20 protein-coding genes are annotated in these 21,360 nt (G+C 42.8%); 9 read left to right on the plus strand and 11 right to left on the minus strand.

The window, feature by feature from the left end; genetic code table 11:
* Positions 1 to 89 precede the first annotated feature (89 nt).
* Complete coding sequence (locus H6550_08980; protein MCB9046260.1) at positions 90 to 1,358, plus strand: DEAD/DEAH box helicase; 1,269 nt, start codon at positions 90 to 92, stop codon at positions 1,356 to 1,358.
* A gap of 37 nt (positions 1,359 to 1,395) precedes the next feature.
* On the opposite strand, the gene H6550_08985 is transcribed toward H6550_08980, so the two are convergent.
* Positions 1,396 to 1,833, minus strand: a complete 438-nt coding sequence (locus H6550_08985; protein MCB9046261.1) for a hypothetical protein — start codon at positions 1,831 to 1,833, stop codon at positions 1,396 to 1,398.
* A 115-nt stretch (positions 1,834 to 1,948) separates the two neighbouring features.
* On the opposite strand from H6550_08985, the gene H6550_08990 reads away from it, so the two are divergent.
* On the plus strand, positions 1,949 to 2,506 hold the full coding sequence (locus tag H6550_08990; protein ID MCB9046262.1) for a DUF5034 domain-containing protein: 558 nt from the start codon (positions 1,949 to 1,951) through the stop codon (positions 2,504 to 2,506).
* Positions 2,507 to 3,081: 575 nt separating this feature from the next.
* On the opposite strand, the gene fdhF is transcribed toward H6550_08990, so the two are convergent.
* The 4 genes from fdhF to fdhD form a co-directional block, all read right to left on the minus strand.
* Entirely contained in the window at positions 3,082 to 5,871 is a 2,790-nt protein-coding gene (gene fdhF / locus H6550_08995) for a formate dehydrogenase subunit alpha (GenBank protein ID MCB9046263.1), read from the minus strand.
* A gap of 12 nt (positions 5,872 to 5,883) precedes the next feature.
* Complete coding sequence (locus tag H6550_09000; GenBank protein MCB9046264.1) at positions 5,884 to 7,533, minus strand: NAD(P)H-dependent oxidoreductase subunit E; 1,650 nt, start codon at positions 7,531 to 7,533, stop codon at positions 5,884 to 5,886.
* 471 nt (positions 7,534 to 8,004) lie between these two features.
* Complete coding sequence (locus tag H6550_09005; protein ID MCB9046265.1) at positions 8,005 to 8,379, minus strand: hypothetical protein; 375 nt, start codon at positions 8,377 to 8,379, stop codon at positions 8,005 to 8,007.
* Positions 8,380 to 8,422: 43 nt separating this feature from the next.
* Complete coding sequence (gene fdhD, locus H6550_09010; protein MCB9046266.1) at positions 8,423 to 9,241, minus strand: formate dehydrogenase accessory sulfurtransferase FdhD; 819 nt, start codon at positions 9,239 to 9,241, stop codon at positions 8,423 to 8,425.
* 146 nt (positions 9,242 to 9,387) lie between these two features.
* On the opposite strand from fdhD, the gene H6550_09015 reads away from it, so the two are divergent.
* Positions 9,388 to 9,903, plus strand: coding sequence for a hypothetical protein (locus tag H6550_09015; protein MCB9046267.1), 516 nt, complete (start codon positions 9,388 to 9,390; stop codon positions 9,901 to 9,903).
* 88 nt (positions 9,904 to 9,991) lie between these two features.
* Positions 9,992 to 10,450 carry a hypothetical protein gene (locus tag H6550_09020; GenBank protein ID MCB9046268.1) on the plus strand — a complete coding sequence of 153 codons (459 nt, stop codon included), beginning with the start codon at positions 9,992 to 9,994 and terminating at the stop codon, positions 10,448 to 10,450.
* A 79-nt stretch (positions 10,451 to 10,529) separates the two neighbouring features.
* Here H6550_09020 and H6550_09025 read toward each other — a convergent pair whose 3' ends face one another.
* The 6 genes from H6550_09025 to H6550_09050 all read right to left on the minus strand — a co-directional run bounded on the left by H6550_09025 (position 10,530) and on the right by H6550_09050 (position 17,316).
* Positions 10,530 to 11,339: a hypothetical protein gene (locus H6550_09025; protein MCB9046269.1), complete on the minus strand. Its 810-nt coding sequence runs from the start codon at positions 11,337 to 11,339 to the stop codon at positions 10,530 to 10,532.
* Between the two features lie 53 nt (positions 11,340 to 11,392).
* Positions 11,393 to 12,250 carry a hypothetical protein gene (locus H6550_09030; GenBank protein ID MCB9046270.1) on the minus strand — a complete coding sequence of 286 codons (858 nt, stop codon included), beginning with the start codon at positions 12,248 to 12,250 and terminating at the stop codon, positions 11,393 to 11,395.
* A 55-nt stretch (positions 12,251 to 12,305) separates the two neighbouring features.
* Positions 12,306 to 12,659, minus strand: a complete 354-nt coding sequence (locus H6550_09035) for a GNAT family N-acetyltransferase (protein ID MCB9046271.1) — start codon at positions 12,657 to 12,659, stop codon at positions 12,306 to 12,308.
* A gap of 152 nt (positions 12,660 to 12,811) precedes the next feature.
* On the minus strand, positions 12,812 to 14,053 hold the full coding sequence (locus H6550_09040) for a DUF2254 domain-containing protein (protein MCB9046272.1): 1,242 nt from the start codon (positions 14,051 to 14,053) through the stop codon (positions 12,812 to 12,814).
* Positions 14,054 to 14,090: 37 nt separating this feature from the next.
* A complete protein-coding gene (locus H6550_09045) occupies positions 14,091 to 15,935 on the minus strand; it encodes a T9SS type A sorting domain-containing protein (GenBank protein MCB9046273.1) in 1,845 nt (614 codons plus the stop codon).
* A gap of 16 nt (positions 15,936 to 15,951) precedes the next feature.
* Positions 15,952 to 17,316: a T9SS type A sorting domain-containing protein gene (locus H6550_09050; GenBank protein MCB9046274.1), complete on the minus strand. Its 1,365-nt coding sequence runs from the start codon at positions 17,314 to 17,316 to the stop codon at positions 15,952 to 15,954.
* A gap of 260 nt (positions 17,317 to 17,576) precedes the next feature.
* Here H6550_09050 and H6550_09055 point away from each other — a divergent pair, with 260 nt between their 5' ends.
* The 5 genes from H6550_09055 to H6550_09075 all read left to right on the plus strand — a co-directional run bounded on the left by H6550_09055 (position 17,577) and on the right by H6550_09075 (position 21,340).
* Positions 17,577 to 18,386: a mechanosensitive ion channel gene (locus H6550_09055; protein ID MCB9046275.1), complete on the plus strand. Its 810-nt coding sequence runs from the start codon at positions 17,577 to 17,579 to the stop codon at positions 18,384 to 18,386.
* Between the two features lie 204 nt (positions 18,387 to 18,590).
* A complete protein-coding gene (cyoE, locus tag H6550_09060) occupies positions 18,591 to 19,490 on the plus strand; it encodes a protoheme IX farnesyltransferase (protein ID MCB9046276.1) in 900 nt (299 codons plus the stop codon).
* Between the two features lie 21 nt (positions 19,491 to 19,511).
* Complete coding sequence (locus H6550_09065) at positions 19,512 to 20,084, plus strand: cytochrome c oxidase subunit 3 (protein ID MCB9046277.1); 573 nt, start codon at positions 19,512 to 19,514, stop codon at positions 20,082 to 20,084.
* 57 nt (positions 20,085 to 20,141) lie between these two features.
* Positions 20,142 to 20,891 (plus strand): cytochrome c oxidase subunit 3, encoded by a 750-nt coding sequence (locus tag H6550_09070; protein MCB9046278.1) that lies wholly within the window; start codon positions 20,142 to 20,144, stop codon positions 20,889 to 20,891.
* A gap of 35 nt (positions 20,892 to 20,926) precedes the next feature.
* The gene (locus H6550_09075) at positions 20,927 to 21,340 is read left to right on the plus strand and encodes a cytochrome C oxidase subunit IV family protein (GenBank protein MCB9046279.1); all 414 of its coding nucleotides are present in this window, start codon (positions 20,927 to 20,929) and stop codon (positions 21,338 to 21,340) included.
* Positions 21,341 to 21,360 lie beyond the last annotated feature (20 nt).

Raw genomic sequence — 21,360 nt, forward strand, 5'->3', positions numbered from 1 at the left:
AAACCTTATCATAAAATACTGTGTTAAGTGCCTTTATGCGCTTTGTTTATAATATTGCGTAACTTCATGCAAATAAAGAAACGAAGAATTTGACATTTGAAGATTTTGGTTTCGACCCCGATGTAGAGGACGGGTTGAATACAATGGGGTATAAAACTCCAACCCCGATACAAGAGAAAGCGATCCCGGTAATACTTGATAATAAAGACTTGATAGCCTGCGCCCAGACGGGTACAGGCAAAACGGCAGCTTACCTGCTGCCCTTACTGCACAAGATCATTACATCACCTGTATGCCAGCTGAATACGCTGATACTGGCACCTACACGTGAACTGGCTCAACAAATAGACCAACAGATAGATGGATTGGCCTACTATATGGATATAAGCTCTATACCCATATATGGTGGTGGTAGTGGTGAAATATTCACGCAGCAGCGCCGTGCATTGGATGCGGGAGTGGACATTGTGATAGCTACGCCCGGCAGGTTGATTTCGCACCTGGCTTCCGGGGCGGTGAAACTTGATGACTTGCAACACCTGGTATTAGACGAGGCTGACCGTATGCTGGATATGGGATTTTATGATGATATCGTAAAGATCATTGGCTATCTACCATCACACAGGCAGACCCTTTTGTTTTCAGCAACCATGCCACCCAAAATACGTGCACTGGCCAACAAGATATTGGTAAACCCTGTTGAGGTAAATATTGCTATATCAAAACCGGCAGAAGGTATTAATCAACAGGCCTACATGGTTTTTGATGATAATAAAGTAGAGTTACTTAAAGCATTACTTAAAGCTAACACCTACACCAGTATTATCATTTTTGCCTCTACTAAAGAGAATGTGAAGAAACTGGATCGTGAACTGGCTAAAGCCGGTATAACAGCTAAGGCTTTCCACTCTGACCTGGACCAGGCAGAACGTGAGGACCTGATGAATAAGTTCAAGAGCAGGCGCATACCTGTGCTGATAGGTACTGATGTACTGTCGCGTGGCATAGATGTAGAAGGAATTGATCTTGTAGTGAATTATGATGTGCCACCGGATCCTGAAGATTATGTGCACCGTATTGGCCGTACAGCCCGTGCCGCTTCAACAGGCACTGCTATTACCTTTATCAATGATAAAGACCAGGAGAAGTTTGCACGCATAGAGCGATTGATAGAGCGCGAACTGGAAAAACAGAATCCGCCTGAGGGTATTCCCGCCGGTCCTGAATACAACCCGCGCCGCAGAGGTGGAGGAGGGCAACACAAAGGAGGTAATCGTAGCGGTGGCAAAAGAAACTATAATAAGGGCAAGAGTTCGGGCAACAGGAAAAAGTGGAATAACGGACCGAAGAAAAGCTGATTATATTGAGTGTTTTGTATCGCAACACTCATCTATTTTAAGGGGTAATGTTAACCACCTTAAACTCAGGCCAGATATCTTTATCGTAGTAGTTTGTTTGCAGATAGTTTTCAAAACGGTCTTCAAATTCGGTATCCATGGCCACAGCCAGTAAGTCCGGGTAAGCATAATAACAATTGTTGGCCAGGCAATAATCGCCTACGGCTTGCGTCATATCTCCAAAATCTCTGCCATAGGCTATCTCTTCTACAGTTTCCTCATCTTCATCATCCGGTTCCAGCATAATGGAGTCTATCTCCATGACTTGATCTCTGTGTTTTTCAACAAAAGCATCCAGCTTATCTTTTGTATTAATGCCAAAATGCAACAGGTAGCTGCGCTCTATTTCATAATCAGTTTCAATAAAGTTATTTATTGCAGGGAAGTGTTTATCCAGTACTTCGTATATCTCATTGCATTGTAAAGTGGCAGCCATAGAATTGTTATTAGTGCAAATATATGCCTGCATTTTTTAGTTTTTTAATTTAACCAGAAGTTTAAGTTGCAGTTCGTTGGCACCGAATTTGTACCCATGTATAGAAAAACTTACCATGATCAGAAAACTTTTACTATTGCTGCCATTGCTTGTGATAAATATCGCCGGTCTTGTATCATGTGGTACGTGCATTGGAGTTAAAGCCCCGCATGAATGCATAACTTATACGGATATAGGTATCAGGGCATTAGACATCCGTGATTCCTCAGAATTGCAAACCGGAGATTCTATTGCTTACAGCAATTTTGCTATACAACTGTCTGTCAATGATGATGCACGCTATTGTCATTCAGAAAACTCAGCTTTGTTGGGAAATACGGCATATGCATGTTCAAAAAGTGCGATACCTATTATTCAGGATTCGATAGTGAGTATTGAGGTGATTAGTGACCATGATTTTGACGATGCTCATACAGCAGGTTCAGACCTAACAGCATATTTTGTTATTCCTGACAGGGTAGCATTGAATTCGCCCGGTAATTTTGATATGAATTATTTAGAATTATACCAGGCTCCTGCGTTTACATCCACGCATACGTTTACTATTATGTTACAACAGAAAAGCGGAAATGTATTAACAGCAACGTTAGTGCCTGTCAAAATAGGTAATTAATGTAGAATAACACATTGGTCTTCTTGTTGCATACCGCTAATACACTTTGCATTCAAGGGGCAAAAATCTGAATCAAATTCAGGTGACATGAATGCAGGTGTTGCGCTATAATGTATAAGGTTACATCATATCCCATAGTTTAGGCATTGGCGGATATTTAGGGATTTCTATATGTTTTCCCAATGCTTTGATGAGCGATTTTCGTTCAAACCAATAATAACCATATAGATTTATTTTTAGTATCCCACCTCTTGGTTTATGTACATATAGTTGGTAGTAAGATATTCTGCCATGGCTCTTATCATGCATGCGAATAGCAGTAATATCTTTCCATTCGACAATGTCTTTCTTTCCTAACCCATAAATACTCGACGATTCTAAATAATCCTCGGTAAGTCGGATCTTTTTAATGAATGGAATTGCCCATCCATAGATCGGTGTGAAAAGAAGTATAAGAATAAAGATTGCAAAACCTGTTCCAATTGGAAATAAGAAAAAGAAAATATAGATACATATAAGAATGTTAATTATCATTGACTTATATCCAAATACCTTACTATCCCCAACCATATTTCTTATGCAGGCTTGTTCTTATACTGTCCTTTACTTTTCCTGATGTTTACTGCTACTACTTTGTACTCAGGGCACATAGCTTCAGTGTCTGATACGCTGGAGGTAATATTGTTCAGCATTATTTCAGGGAAGTGGAAGGTGCTGCTTAGTACACCCGGTTTCACTTCGTCAGTAATACGTGCTTTGATGTCCACCTTGCCACGAGGAGATTCTACACAAACCATATCACCATCGTTGATGAGGTTTTTAGCAGCGTCTTCAGGGCTGATGAGTAATACATCTTCTGTCAGTATATCCACATTCGGTGTACGCCTTGTCATCGCTCCACAGTTGTAATGCTCCAGCTCACGGTTGGTAGTGATGATGTACGGATATTCCTTACCATGTTGTACTAGTTCGGATGTTTCCATCCATTCGCTGAAAACGAATTTACCCAGGCCACGTTTGAAGGTCTCCGTGTGTAGCATATCAGTACCCTTGCCATCTTTGGCAACCGGCCATTGCTTTCCATTGCTACCTAATTCATCCCATTTCACACCTTCAAAGAAAGGTACTATCTGAGATACTTCTTCAAGTACCCATTTAGGGTCATAAACTGCAGGTTGCTTGTAGCCCATACGGTTCATGATGTCCACCATGATCTGTCCATCAGATTTTGTACCTGGTATCGGGTCAACCACCGCATTCACTGCCTGTATCCTGCGCTCACCATTGGTAAATGTTCCACTCTTTTCCAGGAAAGAAGATGCAGGTAATACAACAGTAGCCAGCTTAGCTGTTTCCGTCATGAACAGTTCCTGTACCACAAGTAGCTCCAGGCTATTTAATGCTTTAACTACGTGATGCGTATTGGGGTCTGTTTGAGCTATGTCTTCACCTATCACCCACATAGCTTTCAGTTTGCCATCAATGGCTGCATCAAACATCTCAGGTATTTTGTAGCCTTCATAATCAGGCAACTTGGCATTGTAGAATTCTTCGTAACGCTTATGGAAGCCCGGGTCTGTAACGCTCATATAGCCGGCACCCTGGTAAGGTTGTGCCCCCATATCTGCAGCGCCCTGTACGTTATTCTGGCCACGCAGCGGGTTAACACCCACACCACGACGGCCGATGTTACCGGTGATCATAGCCAGGTCAGCTATCTGCATAACAGTAAATGTACCTTGAGAATGTTCCGTAACACCCAGGCCGTGGAAAGACATAGCCGCATGAGCCGATGCGTAAGCGATTGCTGCTTTGCGTGCCAGTTCTTTATCTACACCCGTGATGCGAGACAGTTCGTCCATATCCAGCTTCAGGATGTTGGCTTTGAACTCTTCGTAGCCCTCAGTACGTGCTTCGATAAATTCTTTAGCTTCCAGCCCCTCGCTGATGATATAATACAGCAGCATATTCAGCATAGCCACGTTTGTGCCGGGGCGCAGCTGTAAATGGTATGTCGCATACTTAGCCAGTTCTGTACGACGAGGGTCGATAACGATACTTGGCTTGCCGCTTATTTCAAATTGTTTCAGTTTAGCACCTGTTACAGGGTGGCCAGATGTAGGGTTAGCGCCTATCACCATGATACACTCTGTATATTTCAGGTCGATTATGGAGTTGGTAGCTGCACCTGTACCGAATGTGCGCTGCATGCCAATGGCAGTAGGCGAGTGGCAAACACGTGCGCAACAGTCGATATTATTAGTACCCATCACGGCACGGATGAATTTCTGTGCCAGGTAGTTTTCCTCGTTCGTACCACGGGCCGATGATATACCGGCTATGGCATCACCGCCATGTTTTGCTTTAATATCTGTCAGCTTATCAGCTATAAAGTCATATGCCTCGTCCCATGTAGCCTCTACAAACTCACCGTTCTTTTTAATGAGCGGTGTGTTCAGGCGGTCAGGATGGTTATAGAAAGCGAAAGCATAACGGCCTTTAAGGCAGGTATGGCCTCCGTTGGTTTCAGCATCAAACGGTGCCTGTATAGATTTTACCTTACCACCTTTTACTGATACTTCCAGGTTACAACCCACGCCACAGTAAGTACATACGGTACGTACCTTCTCATCTACTTCAACTGATTTCGATTCGTATATATCAGAAATGGCAGAAGTTGGACATGCCTGCGCACATGCGCCGCAGCTTACACAATCTGATTCGAAGAAGCTAACTTCCTGTCCTTTTACAATATGTGCATCAAAACCACGGCCGGCCATACTCAGTACAAATTGTCCCTGTACTTCATCACAAGCACGCACACAACGAGAACAGTTGATACATTTGGACATATCCGTACGCATATACGGGTGGCTCAGGTCTTTCTTACGGTCCAGGTGGTTCTTCCCTTCAGGGTAGCGCACATCGCGTATACCTACCTGTGCGGCAACGGTTTGCAGCTCACAGTTATTATTCACTTCACATGTCAGGCAGTCCAGCGGGTGGTCTGTCAGCACCAGTTCCACAATATTCTTACGCAGTTCGTTGATACGAGATGAGTGCGGATAGATATACATGTCCGGAGACACAGGTGTATGGCAGGAAGCCATCGCCTTGCTGCTTCCATTGGCTGTCAATGCCACATCTACACTACACACACGGCATGCTCCGAATGGTTTCAGGTTTGGCGCATCGCAGAGGGTAGGCACATAGTCCTCGCCGAAGTTCCTTTTGAGGAAGGCCAGTATCGTTTCTCCCGGTATCAGTTTGAAAGGTACGCCATCTACATAGGCTACCTTGTCTGCTACTTTATCTGTGCTCTGTATGCCACCTTGTGACGGCTTTACATAATATTGTTTACTCATAATTATCTGTTTTTATGAGAAGTATTGTGCTAATTCGTTATCAAAATATTTCAATGAGTTGCGTATAGGCAAAGGCAATCCGCCACCCAATGCGCAGAGCGAACCGATCTCCATAGTGGTTATCAAGTCCGTGAACAGTTTCCTGTCCATTTTATAATCTGAGGTCTGTGCTTTGTTCACCATCTCGTAACCGCGGGTAGAACCCAAACGGCAAGGGAAACATTTACCACAGCTTTCGTGTGCGGTAAACTGGAACAGGTGCTCAATGTATTTTATAATAGGGTAGTTGCGTGGTATACATACCACGGATGCGTGACCTAACAGGAACCCGTTCTGCGAGAAGGATTCAAAGTCAACGGAAAGGTCATTGATCTTATCTACCGGAACCAGTCCGCCAAGAGGACCACCAATGTGCATGGCTTTTATATCTTCTTTGAAACCACCACCCAGGTCGTTGATAACAACCGATAGAGGTGTACCCATGTCTACTTCGTAAATGCCGGGTTTGTTGAAGAAGCCGTCCAGTGATACCAGCTTGGTACCTGTTGACTTGCCTACACCTATCGCAGCAAATTTTGCTCCGCCGTTCTGTATCACCCAGGGGATGCAAGCCAATGTCTCTACATTGTTGACCACTGTAGGTTTGTTGAACAATCCTTCCTGTGTAGGATAAGGAGGGCGTACCCTTACTTCAGGGCGTTGTCCTTCGATTGAGGATAGCAGTGCTGTTTCCTCACCACATATGTAAGCCCCCTGTGCTTTTATTACTTTAAAGTCGTAGTTGAAACCCGTACCCAGTATGTCATCACCCAGCAGCTTTTTAGCTTTCAGGTCGTTGATGGCCTGTTGTGTAATTTCTATGGATTCAGGATACTCACCACGGATATACACAACACCTGTATTGGCACCGGCAATGTATCCGGCTATCATCATGCCCATCAATACAGCATGAGGCTGATGCTCCAGAAGGTACCTGTCGCTGTAAGCACCGGGGTCGCCTTCGTCCGCATTACATACGATGAATTTCATATCGCCCGCAGTGTTTTTGCAAGACTCCAGCTTGAATGATATGGGGAAGCCCGCACCACCACGACCACGCAGGCCTGATGTTTTCAACTCTGCCAGCAGTTCGTCTGCCGACATGCTTAATGCAGTATCCAGTATTTTATAGTATTCGTCTATGCCGGGGAATGGATTGGTAAGCACCGCCGTGCCATGCGAAGCCACATTATACTTGTCTATGGCTCCACGCTCACCTCTTTTCAGTGCTTCTATGTTGTTGATAGCATCGCCTGAGTAGTTCAGCCCGTTCACGTTAAAAGAGCTGTTCTCGTGGCAACGTCCGAGGCAGCACATTTCGCCTATCTCTTCGGGTTGGTAATGTTCCAGCAGTTTTTCTTTCAGTGCAGATTGCGTGCCGGCGGTCATGCATGAGCTGCCATTGCACACATATACTTTCTTGCCTTTGTTCTCAGGGCGTAGAAAGTCGTAAAAGGTAGCAGTACCATACACATTCGCATCTCCTATCAGGAATTCCTCTGCCAGCTTGTGTATATCGTCTGCAGCAACAGTGCCCGTTTCTCTTGCAGCTATGCCCAGTTCTTCAAAAAGGTTCTCCTGCAGCCCTTTCCTGCCTGATAATTCACCAAGGTTTTTTGACATAATTTAATCGGGTTTTAAATGCTGTTCCTCGCAGCACTTAAACTTAAAGTACTTTTCTGATGTTAGCTTTCAAATTTAATCAATAATCCCGTAAAATATGCTTATTTCATTGCGAATAGAAGTATATCAATTTGAGTTATAATACTGATATTTTTTATATATTAGACTTGCAATTAATCCCGGCCAATTGAGATCATATTTTATTATTGCAATAACCTTTTTCCTTGTGTGCTGTTCATGCGACAGATATACAATATGTAATTGTACTATCACCAACAGCAATACTATAACCGGTGAAACGACAGCAAAAGACACCACATTTCATGTGCCTTTTAAAAGCAGCCGGGTAGATGGGCAGGCTGAATGCGATAAATATGATGAAGTAAAAAGTTACATGTCTCAGGGTGATTCCCTTAACAGAAATATGGATTGTTCTTATTCTGCTTTGGGCGGTGGGTTTTTGTGACCAAGCTATTTCTTGAACTGCGCTGCTAACGGATTTTCGTAATTATCGCTCTGGTCTTCTATGGTATTATCCAGGCATTTGAAATCTTTTTCCAGCAGCAGGTACAATTCATTACCATCACCCAGGTCCATGTTCGCATCAAAGCCTACCTTCGGTGTCTCCACCCATTCTTTCGCCTTGGTGTCAGGCAGGTACATGGTTATTTTCCCATCTGCAAATTCAGCCCTCATATCACAATGATCGGTAACAGATAGGGCATATGTCAGCGTGACATCGCCGAAACCTGTACGCGCTTCCATATATCCTTTTTCGCCAAACTCGTCCACCTCGCTTTTGCTCAACCTTAACCTTACCGAATTGCCGTTTATTCTAAGTTTCATTATTATAATTATATTTAGATGACTTGTTGTTATTTATTTAAAATCACGTAGTTATACGTTCTGATCCGCAATAGATGTTGAACCTGTCCTCTTTGGCAAACCCAGCCAGTGTTATACCGAATTCGTCTGCTGTTTGTACTGCAAGACTGCTGGGTGCGCCTACCGAAACTATTACTTTAAGTCCTGCCATTGTGGCTTTTTGTACCAGCTCGAAACTGGCCCTCCCACTCAGCAAAAGTATATGTTGCTGCAAGGGAATAAGACCGGATCTGAGTGCTGCGCCCACCAGCTTATCCATAGCATTATGACGGCCTACATCTTCGCGCACCAGCATGACCCTGCCAGAGAGGTCAAATAAGGCAGCGCCATGTATACCTCCTGTTTCGCGAAACATGGACTGTTGTTCCCTGAGTATAGAAGGTAACGTGTAAATAAGTGATGCCGGTATGGTGAATGGGGGAGCTTTGTCATAAATGGCACATTCCGTCTTAATAGCATCAATAGATGCCTTGCCACATACTCCACAACTGGAAGTAGTATAGAAATTGCGTTCCGTACTATTCAGGTCGGGAGTGCAACCCGCTGCAAGCGTCACTTGTACCACGTTGTCGTTTAATTGTGTACAGGAGGCTATATCTTCAGCCTTGCTGATAATACCTTCTGTGTACAGGAACCCGATGGCTAACTCCTCGTCATTGCCGGGTGTACGCATGGTTACGGCAAGGTTCTTTTTAGTATGTAATGGCCCGTACACTAACCTTATCTCAAGTGGTTCTTCAGTGGCCAACAGGTCTTCTGTGTCGGTAATGATACCGGCTTTCACCCTTCGGATATCCTGCTTGGTCACTGCATTTTGAGACATAGCCCAAATTTAGGTATAAAAGTTAATCAGTTAAAGGAGGTAATGAGTTAATTGATCTGTGAGTGACGTACTGACGCGTCAGTGCGTCAACGCGTCAATACATAAAATTCATTTATGCTGAACATATAATTGCCTAACTTTTCAGCATGAAAGTCGCCCGGTTCATTCCTTTGTTGTTAATGTGTTGTGCAAACAATGTGCAGGCACAGAAAAACCAATGCGACTGCGAAGCCTTTCTGTCAACACGGTATACATGGGAGGAGCATGTGTACGAGCAGCCGGATAAGAAAACGGAGCTGTACCTGGTAGGCAACAATGCCATGGATGAGGATTTTATTCACTTTGCCATACAGGCGCAAAAGGGCAAAATGCTACAGGTAGCCCCGTATGGTATACGCAAATGGTATGACGTAGGCTGGATAGAGAATAGTCATATCAGCGTATACGGACGCAATTATGTTGAGCCTATATCCATCTATAAAAAAGACGATACTGCCTCTGCCTTAGTATTTACAGTTCCCGTAGGCTATGAGCCTGAGTATCACGTTACAGGCTGTAACGGCAAGTGGCTGCAGATAGAACTGTTATATGAAGACAAGCAAATAAAAGGCTGGCTGGCTCCGGATGACCAATGCGGTAGTGCTTATACTGATTGTAAGTAACTGAGGAATGACGCTACAGCACAATCTTTACAATCCTTTGACTGGGGTTGTTTAAAATGGCCATATCTTCATAATAAATGCACACTCTATGATGAAAATATTGATTGTTTCTGTGTTGTTGGTGGTAATATTTACGCGTATTGATGCTCAGCCAGCACGCATGTCTATGGATAAAGAAACAGGTGAAATAGATACTTTCATGATCCCATGGGGCATTTATGTCGTAACTGACACCGTTACTAACAACAGGTTTATCCTGGATTCATCACATGTGCTTATTACTGCTCTCTCGCAAGCGGGTGATACGTTATGGCAAACAGATCCATGGAAGGATCATATGAAAGGGAATGAGTTTGCGTATTATCGTATGGATCCTGGAGAACGTCCGATAATTATGCTAATGGGCATAGCTGAAACATTCTTGCAAACTCAATTTATTCCGGCAGATAAGTCTAAAGTGCCGGGCTTACATATTGTATTCAACAATTCTCAGTTTGGAGTTGTTTTTGGTGATAGCGGTTATTATCTTTTTCTTGGACAGGACTGATGATAACTTTACTTTGTTAGGCACAGTGCTTACACTAATTGTAAGTAATAGGCTGCAGTGCCAAATCGCTCATTTCGAGTTATTTCAGTTTTCCTTTTATCTTATAAGTATTGGTCTCATTACTCTGTGATACTGAGTTGTACTCCAGTTCGTACGTTTTTGTTGCCCAGTTAACAGTGCCCGAACCATTTACCTGGAAGGAAACGGGATTACTGAGTTGTGCAGAACCCTTGATTGTTGCTGCAGGAATATTAATAGTTGCATTGTCGCAATCTATTTCAAAAGCCATACCATCTTTGGGTCCGTTGCTTTCATAACTTACATAATCCTGTTCGCCCGGTTTACCGGGTTGTAATATTGTTTTTGTGAAGAACAGTTTTTTGCTGTTTTGATCAAAATAAATGCGTGTGTCATTTACGACAGTGCTGCCATTACGCGTTACTTCCGGGTATTCAAGTTGACGTAGTGCATTGTAGAAAATTTCATTGCAAGGCTTACTTTCATCTATAGTAAGGTTAAATGTATATTCCTTTGCGGTTCCGGTTTCGGGTGTTACTAATAACTTTATAGGATAGACACCTGTTTTTGCTACATAAGTATTAATGGTCATGATCGTATTGAAGGGCACTGTACCACCTGCAGGATCAAAGGTTACATAGGCATATTGGGGAAGTCCGGTTAATGAAAAGGTTATTTTTTTCTGAATGCCTGTCTGGTGCGATACGGCAAGTGCTATCTCGCTGCTGTCTGCATTGCCCATTTTAATATCCACTACGCCTGCTACAATGTAACTGTTTTCTTCTGTAACCTGTGCCGGAGTAGAGCTTGGTTTATTGCACGATGTAAGCAAACTGATACTGAGGGTTAATAAAAGAATGAAATTTCTCATATAGGATTAATTTTCGCCAAAGATATAAGATTTGAGGTTCCTCCTCAAATGTATCATTTGAAGCAGAAAACACCGCTGATATAATATTGTTTTGCATTAACCGTATAAGGCATTTTAAAACCTGTGCTACCATCAGGAAAGTCATAGCAATAATTCAGTGCTTCTGTTACTACAGAGAAGGTATCGGTAGTAGATTGTAAAGCACCTTTTATTGTATTGCTGGTAAAGGATATCTGGCCTTTATCGGGGTAGGCTACAAGAGAAGATATATTGTTTTCAGGATGGGCCATGTCGTGAACTGAAACATAACCGTTCAGTAAAAACAAGTCTGTAAGATACATTGCCATGGTCGCTGTGTTTTTGTTAAAGGTGGGTCCGTCTGAGACTTTTATCGGGCGTGGCTCCTTGCTAGCTTCGGGGTCGTAATCCATGTAATAGGTTTGTTTATCCGTAGCGTTTTTTGCCAGCTCATAAAAGATGTCAATTATTTCCCTGTTAGCGTATCTTAATTGTAGTGTTACAGGTTGTTTATATTGATGGCCATATTCATCTGTTGCTGTAATGATAACGCCTTGCAATGGCTTGTCAACAGGCAGGTGTGTGTAAAGTTTCAGTGTTGATGATAAAGGTGTAGTGCCACTGCTGGTCGTAAGTTCGGCCTTAAGCCGTGTGGGCATACCTGATACTGACAGCGTTATTTTTCGTGTACCCTCGTAGTTGGTCCTTACAATAAATGGAATATTGATACTGTCATATACTCCCATTAAAACACTGTCTGAAATATTGTCGAATAGCAGGGCAGAGTCAATTACCTGTACCGGTTCGTTTGTATTGTTTACAGGTATTGCCTTGTTCTTATTGCAGGCGCATATCAATACCGATAGGGCCAGTACAGCAACTGTGGTTTTCATTTACAATAAGTTTGGACTGCATATATAACGAAGCTTGTTCTGTCTTATTGTGCCATTACAGGTCTATAAGCATCCATGTCTTACAGGCAAAATGCCCTGTGTTGCCCATCGGAGCGTCCAAATACCTGAACCCGCTGCGTTCATACAGGCCTATGGCATCGGTCATTTCTTCAAATGTCTCAAGGTAGCATTGTTTAAAACCCATCTCCTTTGCTTTAGCCAGGCACACCGCCATCAGTTGTTTGCCTATGCCTTTACCTCTCGCCGTTTTGGTAAGGAACATTCTTTGCAGTTCACAAACTTCAGTACTGGTGTCATCCAGTGGCCCTATACCGGAACCTCCTATCACTTCTCCGTCCTCTTCGGCAACGAAGTAGGTTTTGGTGGGTACTGTAAAGTGCCCGCTCATATTGTCCAGGTAGGGATCCACAAATACAGTACCGTTCAGGTCTATATCAAATTCCTGCAGGCTGGTGCGTATTATGTGTGCCAGTGCCTTGTTGTGTTTGTCTTGTACGCTTGTAATGGTAATCAATGTATGTAAAATGTTATACCTGTGTATTATTGTTTCTGTTCTTCGATGGCCGAATTTACGATATTCAATAACTTTTGTATCATTTTAACATCGGCTTCGTGGCGTGAAATGTTTTGTAATTGTATTAATACGTTTTTGAATGCCTGCTGTATCATCCTGTCGTCTTTGCCATAGTCCCATATGGGCATGATACAACCATTGATATAGTCTTTGAATTCATACTCCCTTGTGGTAATGCGCACGGTTTCATCGCTGTCTTTATAGTGCATTACCGGTTCTTTGTGCAGGCAAAATGAGAGTAATTCGGCTAAAGCGTTCAGGCTGAGTATGGCAGTGCCGGGGTCGTTTATGCCGGGACTCAGTGCTTTAACTGCTATTTCTGACAATTGTGTACAGCCAAGGTAGGGGTGCAGTGGCATATTGTTCTTTTGAGCGAAAATATCTATCGCATCAGCTATGGGTTGCAGGTGTGTTGCATCAAGTTCCCCGGTGGCTTCTATTGCTGCAACTGCGGTACCTGCTACAAGATAAGTGCCGGAAGGGTGCATGATAGATATCCTGCAATTATGTTCTGTTGCATAATCGAGCAACCTCTTTTCTGCAAAACCCTGGTAATAACCTGACTTACGCGCATATAACGTTTGCCCTGTGAAAAGAGTATCATCATGTGTCGGTTCCCTTTCATTCACGTAATATTCTGCAAAAGCCTTTCGGGTATTGTCGGTAATACGTGCTATAATGGTTTCGTACTTTACTGATTGTGTAATGTAGTGCAGGAAGTAGATAAACAGGAATATATCTGTAATTGTGAGTATAATAAGCGAGTAGATGCTCAAAGAGGGTATAGGCACTTCGGTAATAGCATCTCTTATGGTGCTGAGTAGGAAAAATGCAAAAACGATAGTACCGATGTAAAAACCAAGGATCACCTGGTGAAACCGGTTGCCGATCATCATGTCCAGTATCCGGTTAGACATGTTGACTGCCGCCTGGTTGAGCAGTATCATCACCATAGAAAAACTAAAAACTGAAAGTGACAGGATACCGGCTGCAATAGTAGCCAGGATAGTTCTGGCCGTACCAGGGTCTTTCAGCGTTAGCCATGGTGTCAGGTCTTTTATACTATGCCCTATATCAGAATGGTCGAAAAAAAACAAACCTATTGCTCCTAAAAGAAAACAGAAGGCGATAATAGCCGGATAGAATGCTATACTGTTAATGATGGCCAGGTAATGCTGCCTGATCCATTTCAGAAATTTCCCTACCATAGTTTATAAACACTTAAAACCACGATTTGGTTTTGTATCAGTATTGTTTTACAAACTTTGCAGTTTTGCCGCCTATCCTGACAAAATACACACCATAGGGCAAATTAGTGGTATTCATGAGAATATCATTACCTTTTAAGGTAACCGGCAACGGGAAATATTGGCCGGATATATTGGTTACAATGACAGGCATTTTTGTGTCAATTCCGGTAATTGTCATTTGGTCCATAACGGGGTTCGGGTAGATACTCATGGCCTTTGAAGCAAAGATATCTTCTGAAAACAATGATGTCTTATCGTCAAATATTGCCATGTATACATGTCTGTTCCTGTTGCCAAAAACTGTTACATATTTGAAGGTTCTTTTTAGGCCATAGTAGCCTCCCGGCAAAGAGTAGGCAGGGCCCGGCGTTATTGAATCCCAAGGTGTTGGATATTCTTTGTAGAATGAGATGTAAGCATTGTTCCTGTTCAGGCCATTCACTTCGCATGTTCCGGGCCATGTTAATTCCACCTCCGCATCGTCAGGGTTGATGTCTGTTTGAACGGCCCATGAAACTGAAGTCGTAGGTTGGTTGCCGGAAAGGAAATAACCATACACACCATTATAGCGGACACCATCTATTGCACTGACTTTCGCATGGTCGGCGGTAGATGAGTGATTAGTTACATTTACAGGTGTATAATGGTCTTTGGTACCTACTGGAAAATGAAGCGTAGCGCCGGAGGGTATCCATCTCCACAGCTGGCCAATGAGCAGGTAGTCAGTAACTGTAAGAGTATCTTCCATTATAAGGTAGCTATGCTCCGAGCCACCGTAAGTTCCGCTGCCTAATGTTGTTGCGTATATCCTGCTGAAGCCAACGTCTAATAATCCTTGCTTCAGGTAAAGTACACCGCTTACACTCAGGTCTGCATCTATTTTGACCACTGATTTCGGAGCACCCATATTGAGCTCAAAGTCGTTCAACACTCCATTTATGTTCAAAGCATCCGAAAGGTTATGGTCACAATACACTCTTACGTTTGAGTTAGTATCTGCATATATCCTGCCATGGTTCGAAAAACCGGAAAGGTCATAGAAGTCCGCTGTGTTCTCAAAAACAAGGTCATGTCCTGCCAGTGTCAGAGATCCTTCCCTGAAGGTCAGAGTTCTGTATATGTGCAGGTCTTTCGAAAGTCGGACTTCAGTGGCTGTACTTATGTATATGTCGGCGGCTGCTGTGCCAAAATTCAGCTCTTCACCGGTTAGTCTCGCTTGTATGTTGTTGTATGATATGGTATGGGTATTGTTAAAGTCAATTGTATATTGATTGCCCGAAGGTTTAAGATTGCCGTCATAGATGTTGACAGTTGCAAAAGAATCGAGTGCTAATACTCCGTTAGATATTAAATAGTCATTTTCCAGCAGATACAGGTTGCTCTTAATGGTTACTTTGGTAGTAGCAAGGTTTTGTTTTATACCATGGCAGTAAAAAAAAGCAATGTTCATTTGCCCCGCGAAGTCTAACGAAAGGTTTTGTAGCGCTACAAAATTCCTGATCGCGATCAGCCCGGAACCTCCTATGTGCCCTTGTCCTATATACAGTGTGTCAGAATATATTGAAGGAAAATTATAGGTTACAGAATCAATCAATATACCGTCTATTACGATGGATGAACCAACAGTGTTAACAGTGATGTTGTTATCAATTTTTATGGTAATTCCGGCAGGTATAGTAATCGTGTCGGTTGAAGATAATACAAGCGGGGGGACTCCATTATCCCAGGAAGATGATGCTGAAAACAACCCTGATTGTATGGCGGTATAGGTAGCTGCAGATGATTTGTTAATCCAGCAAGTTATCGGTAATATCAAAAGAATAAGAAAAGCTTTTAACATAACCGAAATATCTTTTTTATCGCTTAATGAATTGATATGTCTTGTTCAAACTACTTCCAATCAACCTTATATAATAGGCTCCCGGTGTTAGTTTACTAATATTGACAGTTTCTTTCTCGCTAAGGTTGGTATTGACCATTACCTGCCCGGTAGTATTACAGATGATTGCGTTTATCAATTCTTCTGTCTTTAGATCGATATGTATCACGTTGCCGGCCGGGTTCGGATATATCGCGACTTCGTCGTCCGTATTAACATCATCTACGCCAAGGTCGATATTTATAACCACTGGTGCACTTACAACCGTCTTGGTACTGTTGCATGTAGGTCCGGTTGTTATACCCACCGAAATGGCATCGCCATGCGTAACATCAACCAGTGTTGTCACTTTAAAGGTCTTATTGGTGGCACCGTTTACATCATTACTATTTATTTTCCATTGGTATTGTATGTTCAGTCCGGTATCTACGGGGTTAGCTGTCAGGGTTACGTCTGCATTTGGCCCTACAATAAATCCCGGGTTTGCACTTATGGTTACTTTAGGCGCAGATGTTGGCAGTACATTTATGTCTACTGTATCGGGCTCGGAGTAACAGCCCATACTATCTACAGTCAGTATGAAACTATTGATACCTGTAAGCGTGTAGTTGGCTAATGAGATGTCTTTTGTACTGAAAGTCAATGATGCAGGACCATTCCAATGGTATTTTTGCCCTGTTAGTATTGCAGGGCCGGTTATCTTCAATGTGTCTCCCTTGCATATCTGGTTGATGCCTGAAGCTACCGGGGTAGCAGGCCTTGTATTAATGGTTTCCGGTGCTCTAACATATTTGCCGGTGTCCGATACACAACCAAAAGTGTCTGTCGCCAGCGAAAAGTAATTTCCTGCGTTGGCTTTAGATGCATTAGGGATAAAGGCAAAGGTGTCTGTTTCACTGAAACCTGCCGGTCCCCACCACATAAAAGTTTGTCCTACCCTTGATGGGTAGGGCTTTAAAGTGAGCTTCATCGTGTCGCCGATGCATATTATACCATTGGTCTGAATGCCCGGGATGTCAGGTTTGTAATGAACAGTAATAGCAACGGTATCGCTGTCAGATGTACAGCCTGTTTTAGTAGCCACTACTTTATAGGTTCCTGCATGAGATTTAGTACTTATAGGTATCGTGATATTCTGTCCCGTGTTGCTGTAGTTGCCGGGACCGCTCCATTGAAAATTCACACCTGCCGTACCTGTATTGGCACTTAGTGTAAATGAAGCGCCTTCGCATATCGTATCCGGAAATTGGACAATGGAAACGCTGATAGTGCACTGGGCGGAACTGTGCACACCTTGCAACATGATTATAGCTATCAGTAAGGCAGCAATGGTGTATCTCATATTTCGTATCGTTAAATAAAGTACTTAGATACAATATTAAGATAAACGATGTTGAAAACCATAAGCCAATACCGTTCGTACTTATTATTGAGAGTAGTTTTGAGTAACATAAACAAGCAAAAGGGCGGGGGATGTTTATCTCCTGCTTTTCTTGCTTGTTCCGTAAGCTGAACAATTTGACAATATCACCTGTTAACAGCCTTTAGAATGGTTTTATTATATTATCCCCATTCGATCACACATATTTTAAAGTATAGTTTATGGATTATTTAGAAGAGATCAAATTAATGGTGGTAAAGTATGCCCCAAGTCTTTTAGGCGCTGTTGTAACCCTCATCGTCGGTTTCTGGCTGGCTGGTTTTTTGGCAGCAAAAGTGCGAAAGATACTGCTGAAACGGGAAGTTGACGAGTCACTGGCGCCATTCATAACATCATTGATAAGTATTGCCATCAAGGTGTTGGTATTACTGAGTGCCGCTTCTATGTTCGGTATAGAAGTTACGTCATTTGTTGCTATACTAAGTGCCCTGGCTTTTGCTGTAGGTCTGGCCCTGCAAGGCAACCTGAGCCATATGGCAGCTGGTATTGTTATCCTACTGTTCAGGTATTATAAGGTAGGCGACTTCATCATTACCCAGGGATATTCCGGCACTGTTAAAGAGATACAGATATTCAATACCATATTGACCACATTGGACAACAGGGTAGTGATCGTTCCAAACGGCGGTATACTGTCCGGACCGATCGAGAACCTGTCAACCAATACTGAGCGAAAAGTACCTATGACGTTCGGCATTGGTTATTCTGACGATATCGACAAGGCGAAAGAGGTCATTCAGCAGGTGGTAGATAGTTGCTCAGAAATAGATAAAACAAAACCTGTTGACATTTTTGTCAGCGAGCTGGCCGACAGTTCTGTGAATTTTGCCGTACGTCCCTGGTGCAAAACTGAGGATTACTGGACGGTTCACCGCTACCTCACAGAGCATATGAAAAAAGCATTTGATAAGGCCGGTATAGGCATACCTTTCCCGCAAATGGATGTCCACCTGCACAAAGCAGACGTATAAGCTGTTATTTGCATATTACAGCTGGCAACATGTTGGCTGTAATATGTTACTACATTTTAAGATTGTATATATTGTCATGTCTTTTAATTGATACAACGGCATGTGCTTTTTGCCTGTGTATATTTAATCTTAAATTATCCTTAATAATAAGGCCGTGGTTTAGTACCTTTGCACTACTTTTTTAACGATCTGCCTGAAATAAGCATGTTAAAAGAACAGTCGATCAAAGCCAAATGGCAACTTTTCTTACTGGGCCGTACTAAAGATTACAGCCTGCTGTTGAAACCCAACCTGAGTTTTATGGTGGTTTTTTCCAGCGTGATTGGCTACCTGCTGGCCCCGGGTATCGCTTTCGACCTTACGAACGTAGCTATGTTGTTTATTGGCGGTATCCTGGTTACAGGTGGCGCTAACACGATCAACCAGGTATTGGAGCGCGAAGGCGATAAAATGATGACCCGTACACAGAATCGTCCTATCCCACAAGGCCGCATCAGTGTTACCGAAGGGTGGATCATTGCCGTTATAGCCGGTGTAAGTGGTGCGTTGTTACTTGCCTACCATTTTAACCCGCTAACAGGCTTACTTAGTTTTATATCTTTACTATTATACGGTTTTGCCTATACGCCTATGAAAAGGATACATCCTGTAGCCGTCTTCATAGGTGCTATACCGGGTGCTTTACCACCATTGTTGGGGTGGGTAGCGGCTACCGGCAGCCTGGGACTGGGTGGCTGGGTATTGTTCATGATACAGTTCTTCTGGCAATTTCCACACTATTGGGCCATAGGCTGGGTGGGGTACGATGAATACCTGAAGGCAGGTATCAGTATGTTGCCATCACAGGAGCGTACTTCTAAATTTACCGCACTGCAGTCAATGTTCTACAGCATCGTGTTGATCCCTATTTCATTTGTACCGTCTATGATCGGTATCAGCGGTAAGATCGGCATGTTACTGATGCTTATTTGTGGCTTCATGTACTTTGCTGCCACGGTGCTGTTTTTTGTACATAATGATTATAAATCGGCCAAACGTGTCATGTTTGCCTCGTTTATTTACCTACCTGTAACCTTGTTGGCATTATATTTTGACAAAATATAACAAACAAACATTCATACAAATATGGAAAAGATCATGAACCAGCAGGGGGAAAGAAAAAAAATGCACCCGCACAAGTTTGCCCTGTATATGGCAATGGGTAGCATCGTGATGATGTTTGCAGGTCTCACTAGTGCATATATCGTACGCCACGCACAGGGTAATTGGGTGTATTACCAGCTACCATTTACTTTCTGGATTTCAACATTTGTTATCGTTGCCAGCAGCATTACTATTCATTTGGGTTTGAAAGCCTTTAAGCAACGGGCAATACCACGTTATAAGGTACTTATCACAACAACACTTGTTTTGGGCTTGTTATTTGCCGTATTGCAATGGGTTGGTTTTCAGCAGTTATATAGCAATAACATCAAAGTGAGTGGTAACCCCAGCGAGAGTTTTCTGTTTGTTATTGCAGGTCTGCATTTATTGCACATTTTAGGTGGAATAATTGCTTTATTAATTGTATTTTTCCGTGCCTTTAGAACAAGGGTAAAGGTCTACAACGCTACCGGACTGGAGATAGTAGCCATATACTGGCATTTTGTTGATGTATTGTGGATTTATTTATTTGTGTTCTTTCTGGCAAATCAATAAAATAGTTGCGAAATTCGCATCCAAATTGACCAAACAGTAATTATTATATAAATATCTATGGCAAACGCTTCAGCAACGACTGTCGAAACAAAAGCATGGGGTGGCGGACGCTCCCCGTTTAACGTTAGTTATGGTAAAATGATGATGTGGTTCTTCCTATTGTCAGATGCCTTTACTTTCGGTGCATTTCTTATTTCATACGGTACCAAACGTTTCTTCAGTGCGGTATGGCCCGATCCGAACCACGTATTCCACGCGTTTCCGTTCATGGGACACGCAAACCTTCCGTTGGTATTCGTGAGTTTGATGACGTTTATATTGATCGCAAGCTCCGTAACCATGGTGTTGGCAGTACACGCCGGTCACTATGGCGATAAGCAAGGCGTTATAAAATGGATGCTTTGGACGATTGTCGGTGGTATAGCATTCTTAAGCTGTCAGGCTTGGGAGTGGACACACCTTGGACATCTTACAGGTGGTCTATGGGGAACATTTACAGATCCTGATACACCAAGAAGCATGTACGAAGGTTTCTTTAACACCAATGCAGCTGAATATGCCGCAGCTACTCCTGAGCAACTGACGGAGGCTACACACAGCTTCTTCAACTTCTTCTTTACCATTACCGGTTTTCACGGTTTCCACGTTGCGAGTGGGGTTGCCTTCCTGACAGTAATCCTTATCAATACCGTTAATGGTACTTACCATAACAGAGGCCACTACGAAATGATCGAGAAAGTGGGGCTGTACTGGCACTTTGTAGACCTGGTTTGGGTATTCGTATTCACTTGCTTCTACTTATTATAATCTAAAACACTCACAACATTTAATACAAATAAACAATGTCAGAACATACTTATAGCGAAGGCGAAAAATTACATTATTACGAAGGCGACCAGTCTAAGCTTTATTCAGGTATAATGTCACACCACACAGACATTAATTCTCCTGAAAGTAAAAAGCAGATAAAAAGGATCACCAATGTGTTGATACTCCTTTCTATTGTTACTATTGTTGAGGTATCATTGGGTCTGTTATTTGCATACTCATGGCCTCGTCCTATATTGAACACAATATTTTTGGCACTTACATTGGTAAAAGCCGGTTTTATCGTTGCCATATTTATGCACCTGGGCGATGAGGTGAAGAATTTCATGATGCTGGTACTGGTTCCGCTGGTGCTCTTCATCTGGTTCATTATCGCATTCCTTGCAGATGGCGATTTCTGGTTGTTCATGAACGAAACATACAGGTAATATCCGGTCATTTAAAAAAG

It is taken from the genome of Chitinophagales bacterium, assembly GCA_020636495.1.
In the GTDB taxonomy this organism is placed as follows: domain Bacteria; phylum Bacteroidota; class Bacteroidia; order Chitinophagales; family Chitinophagaceae; genus UBA5543.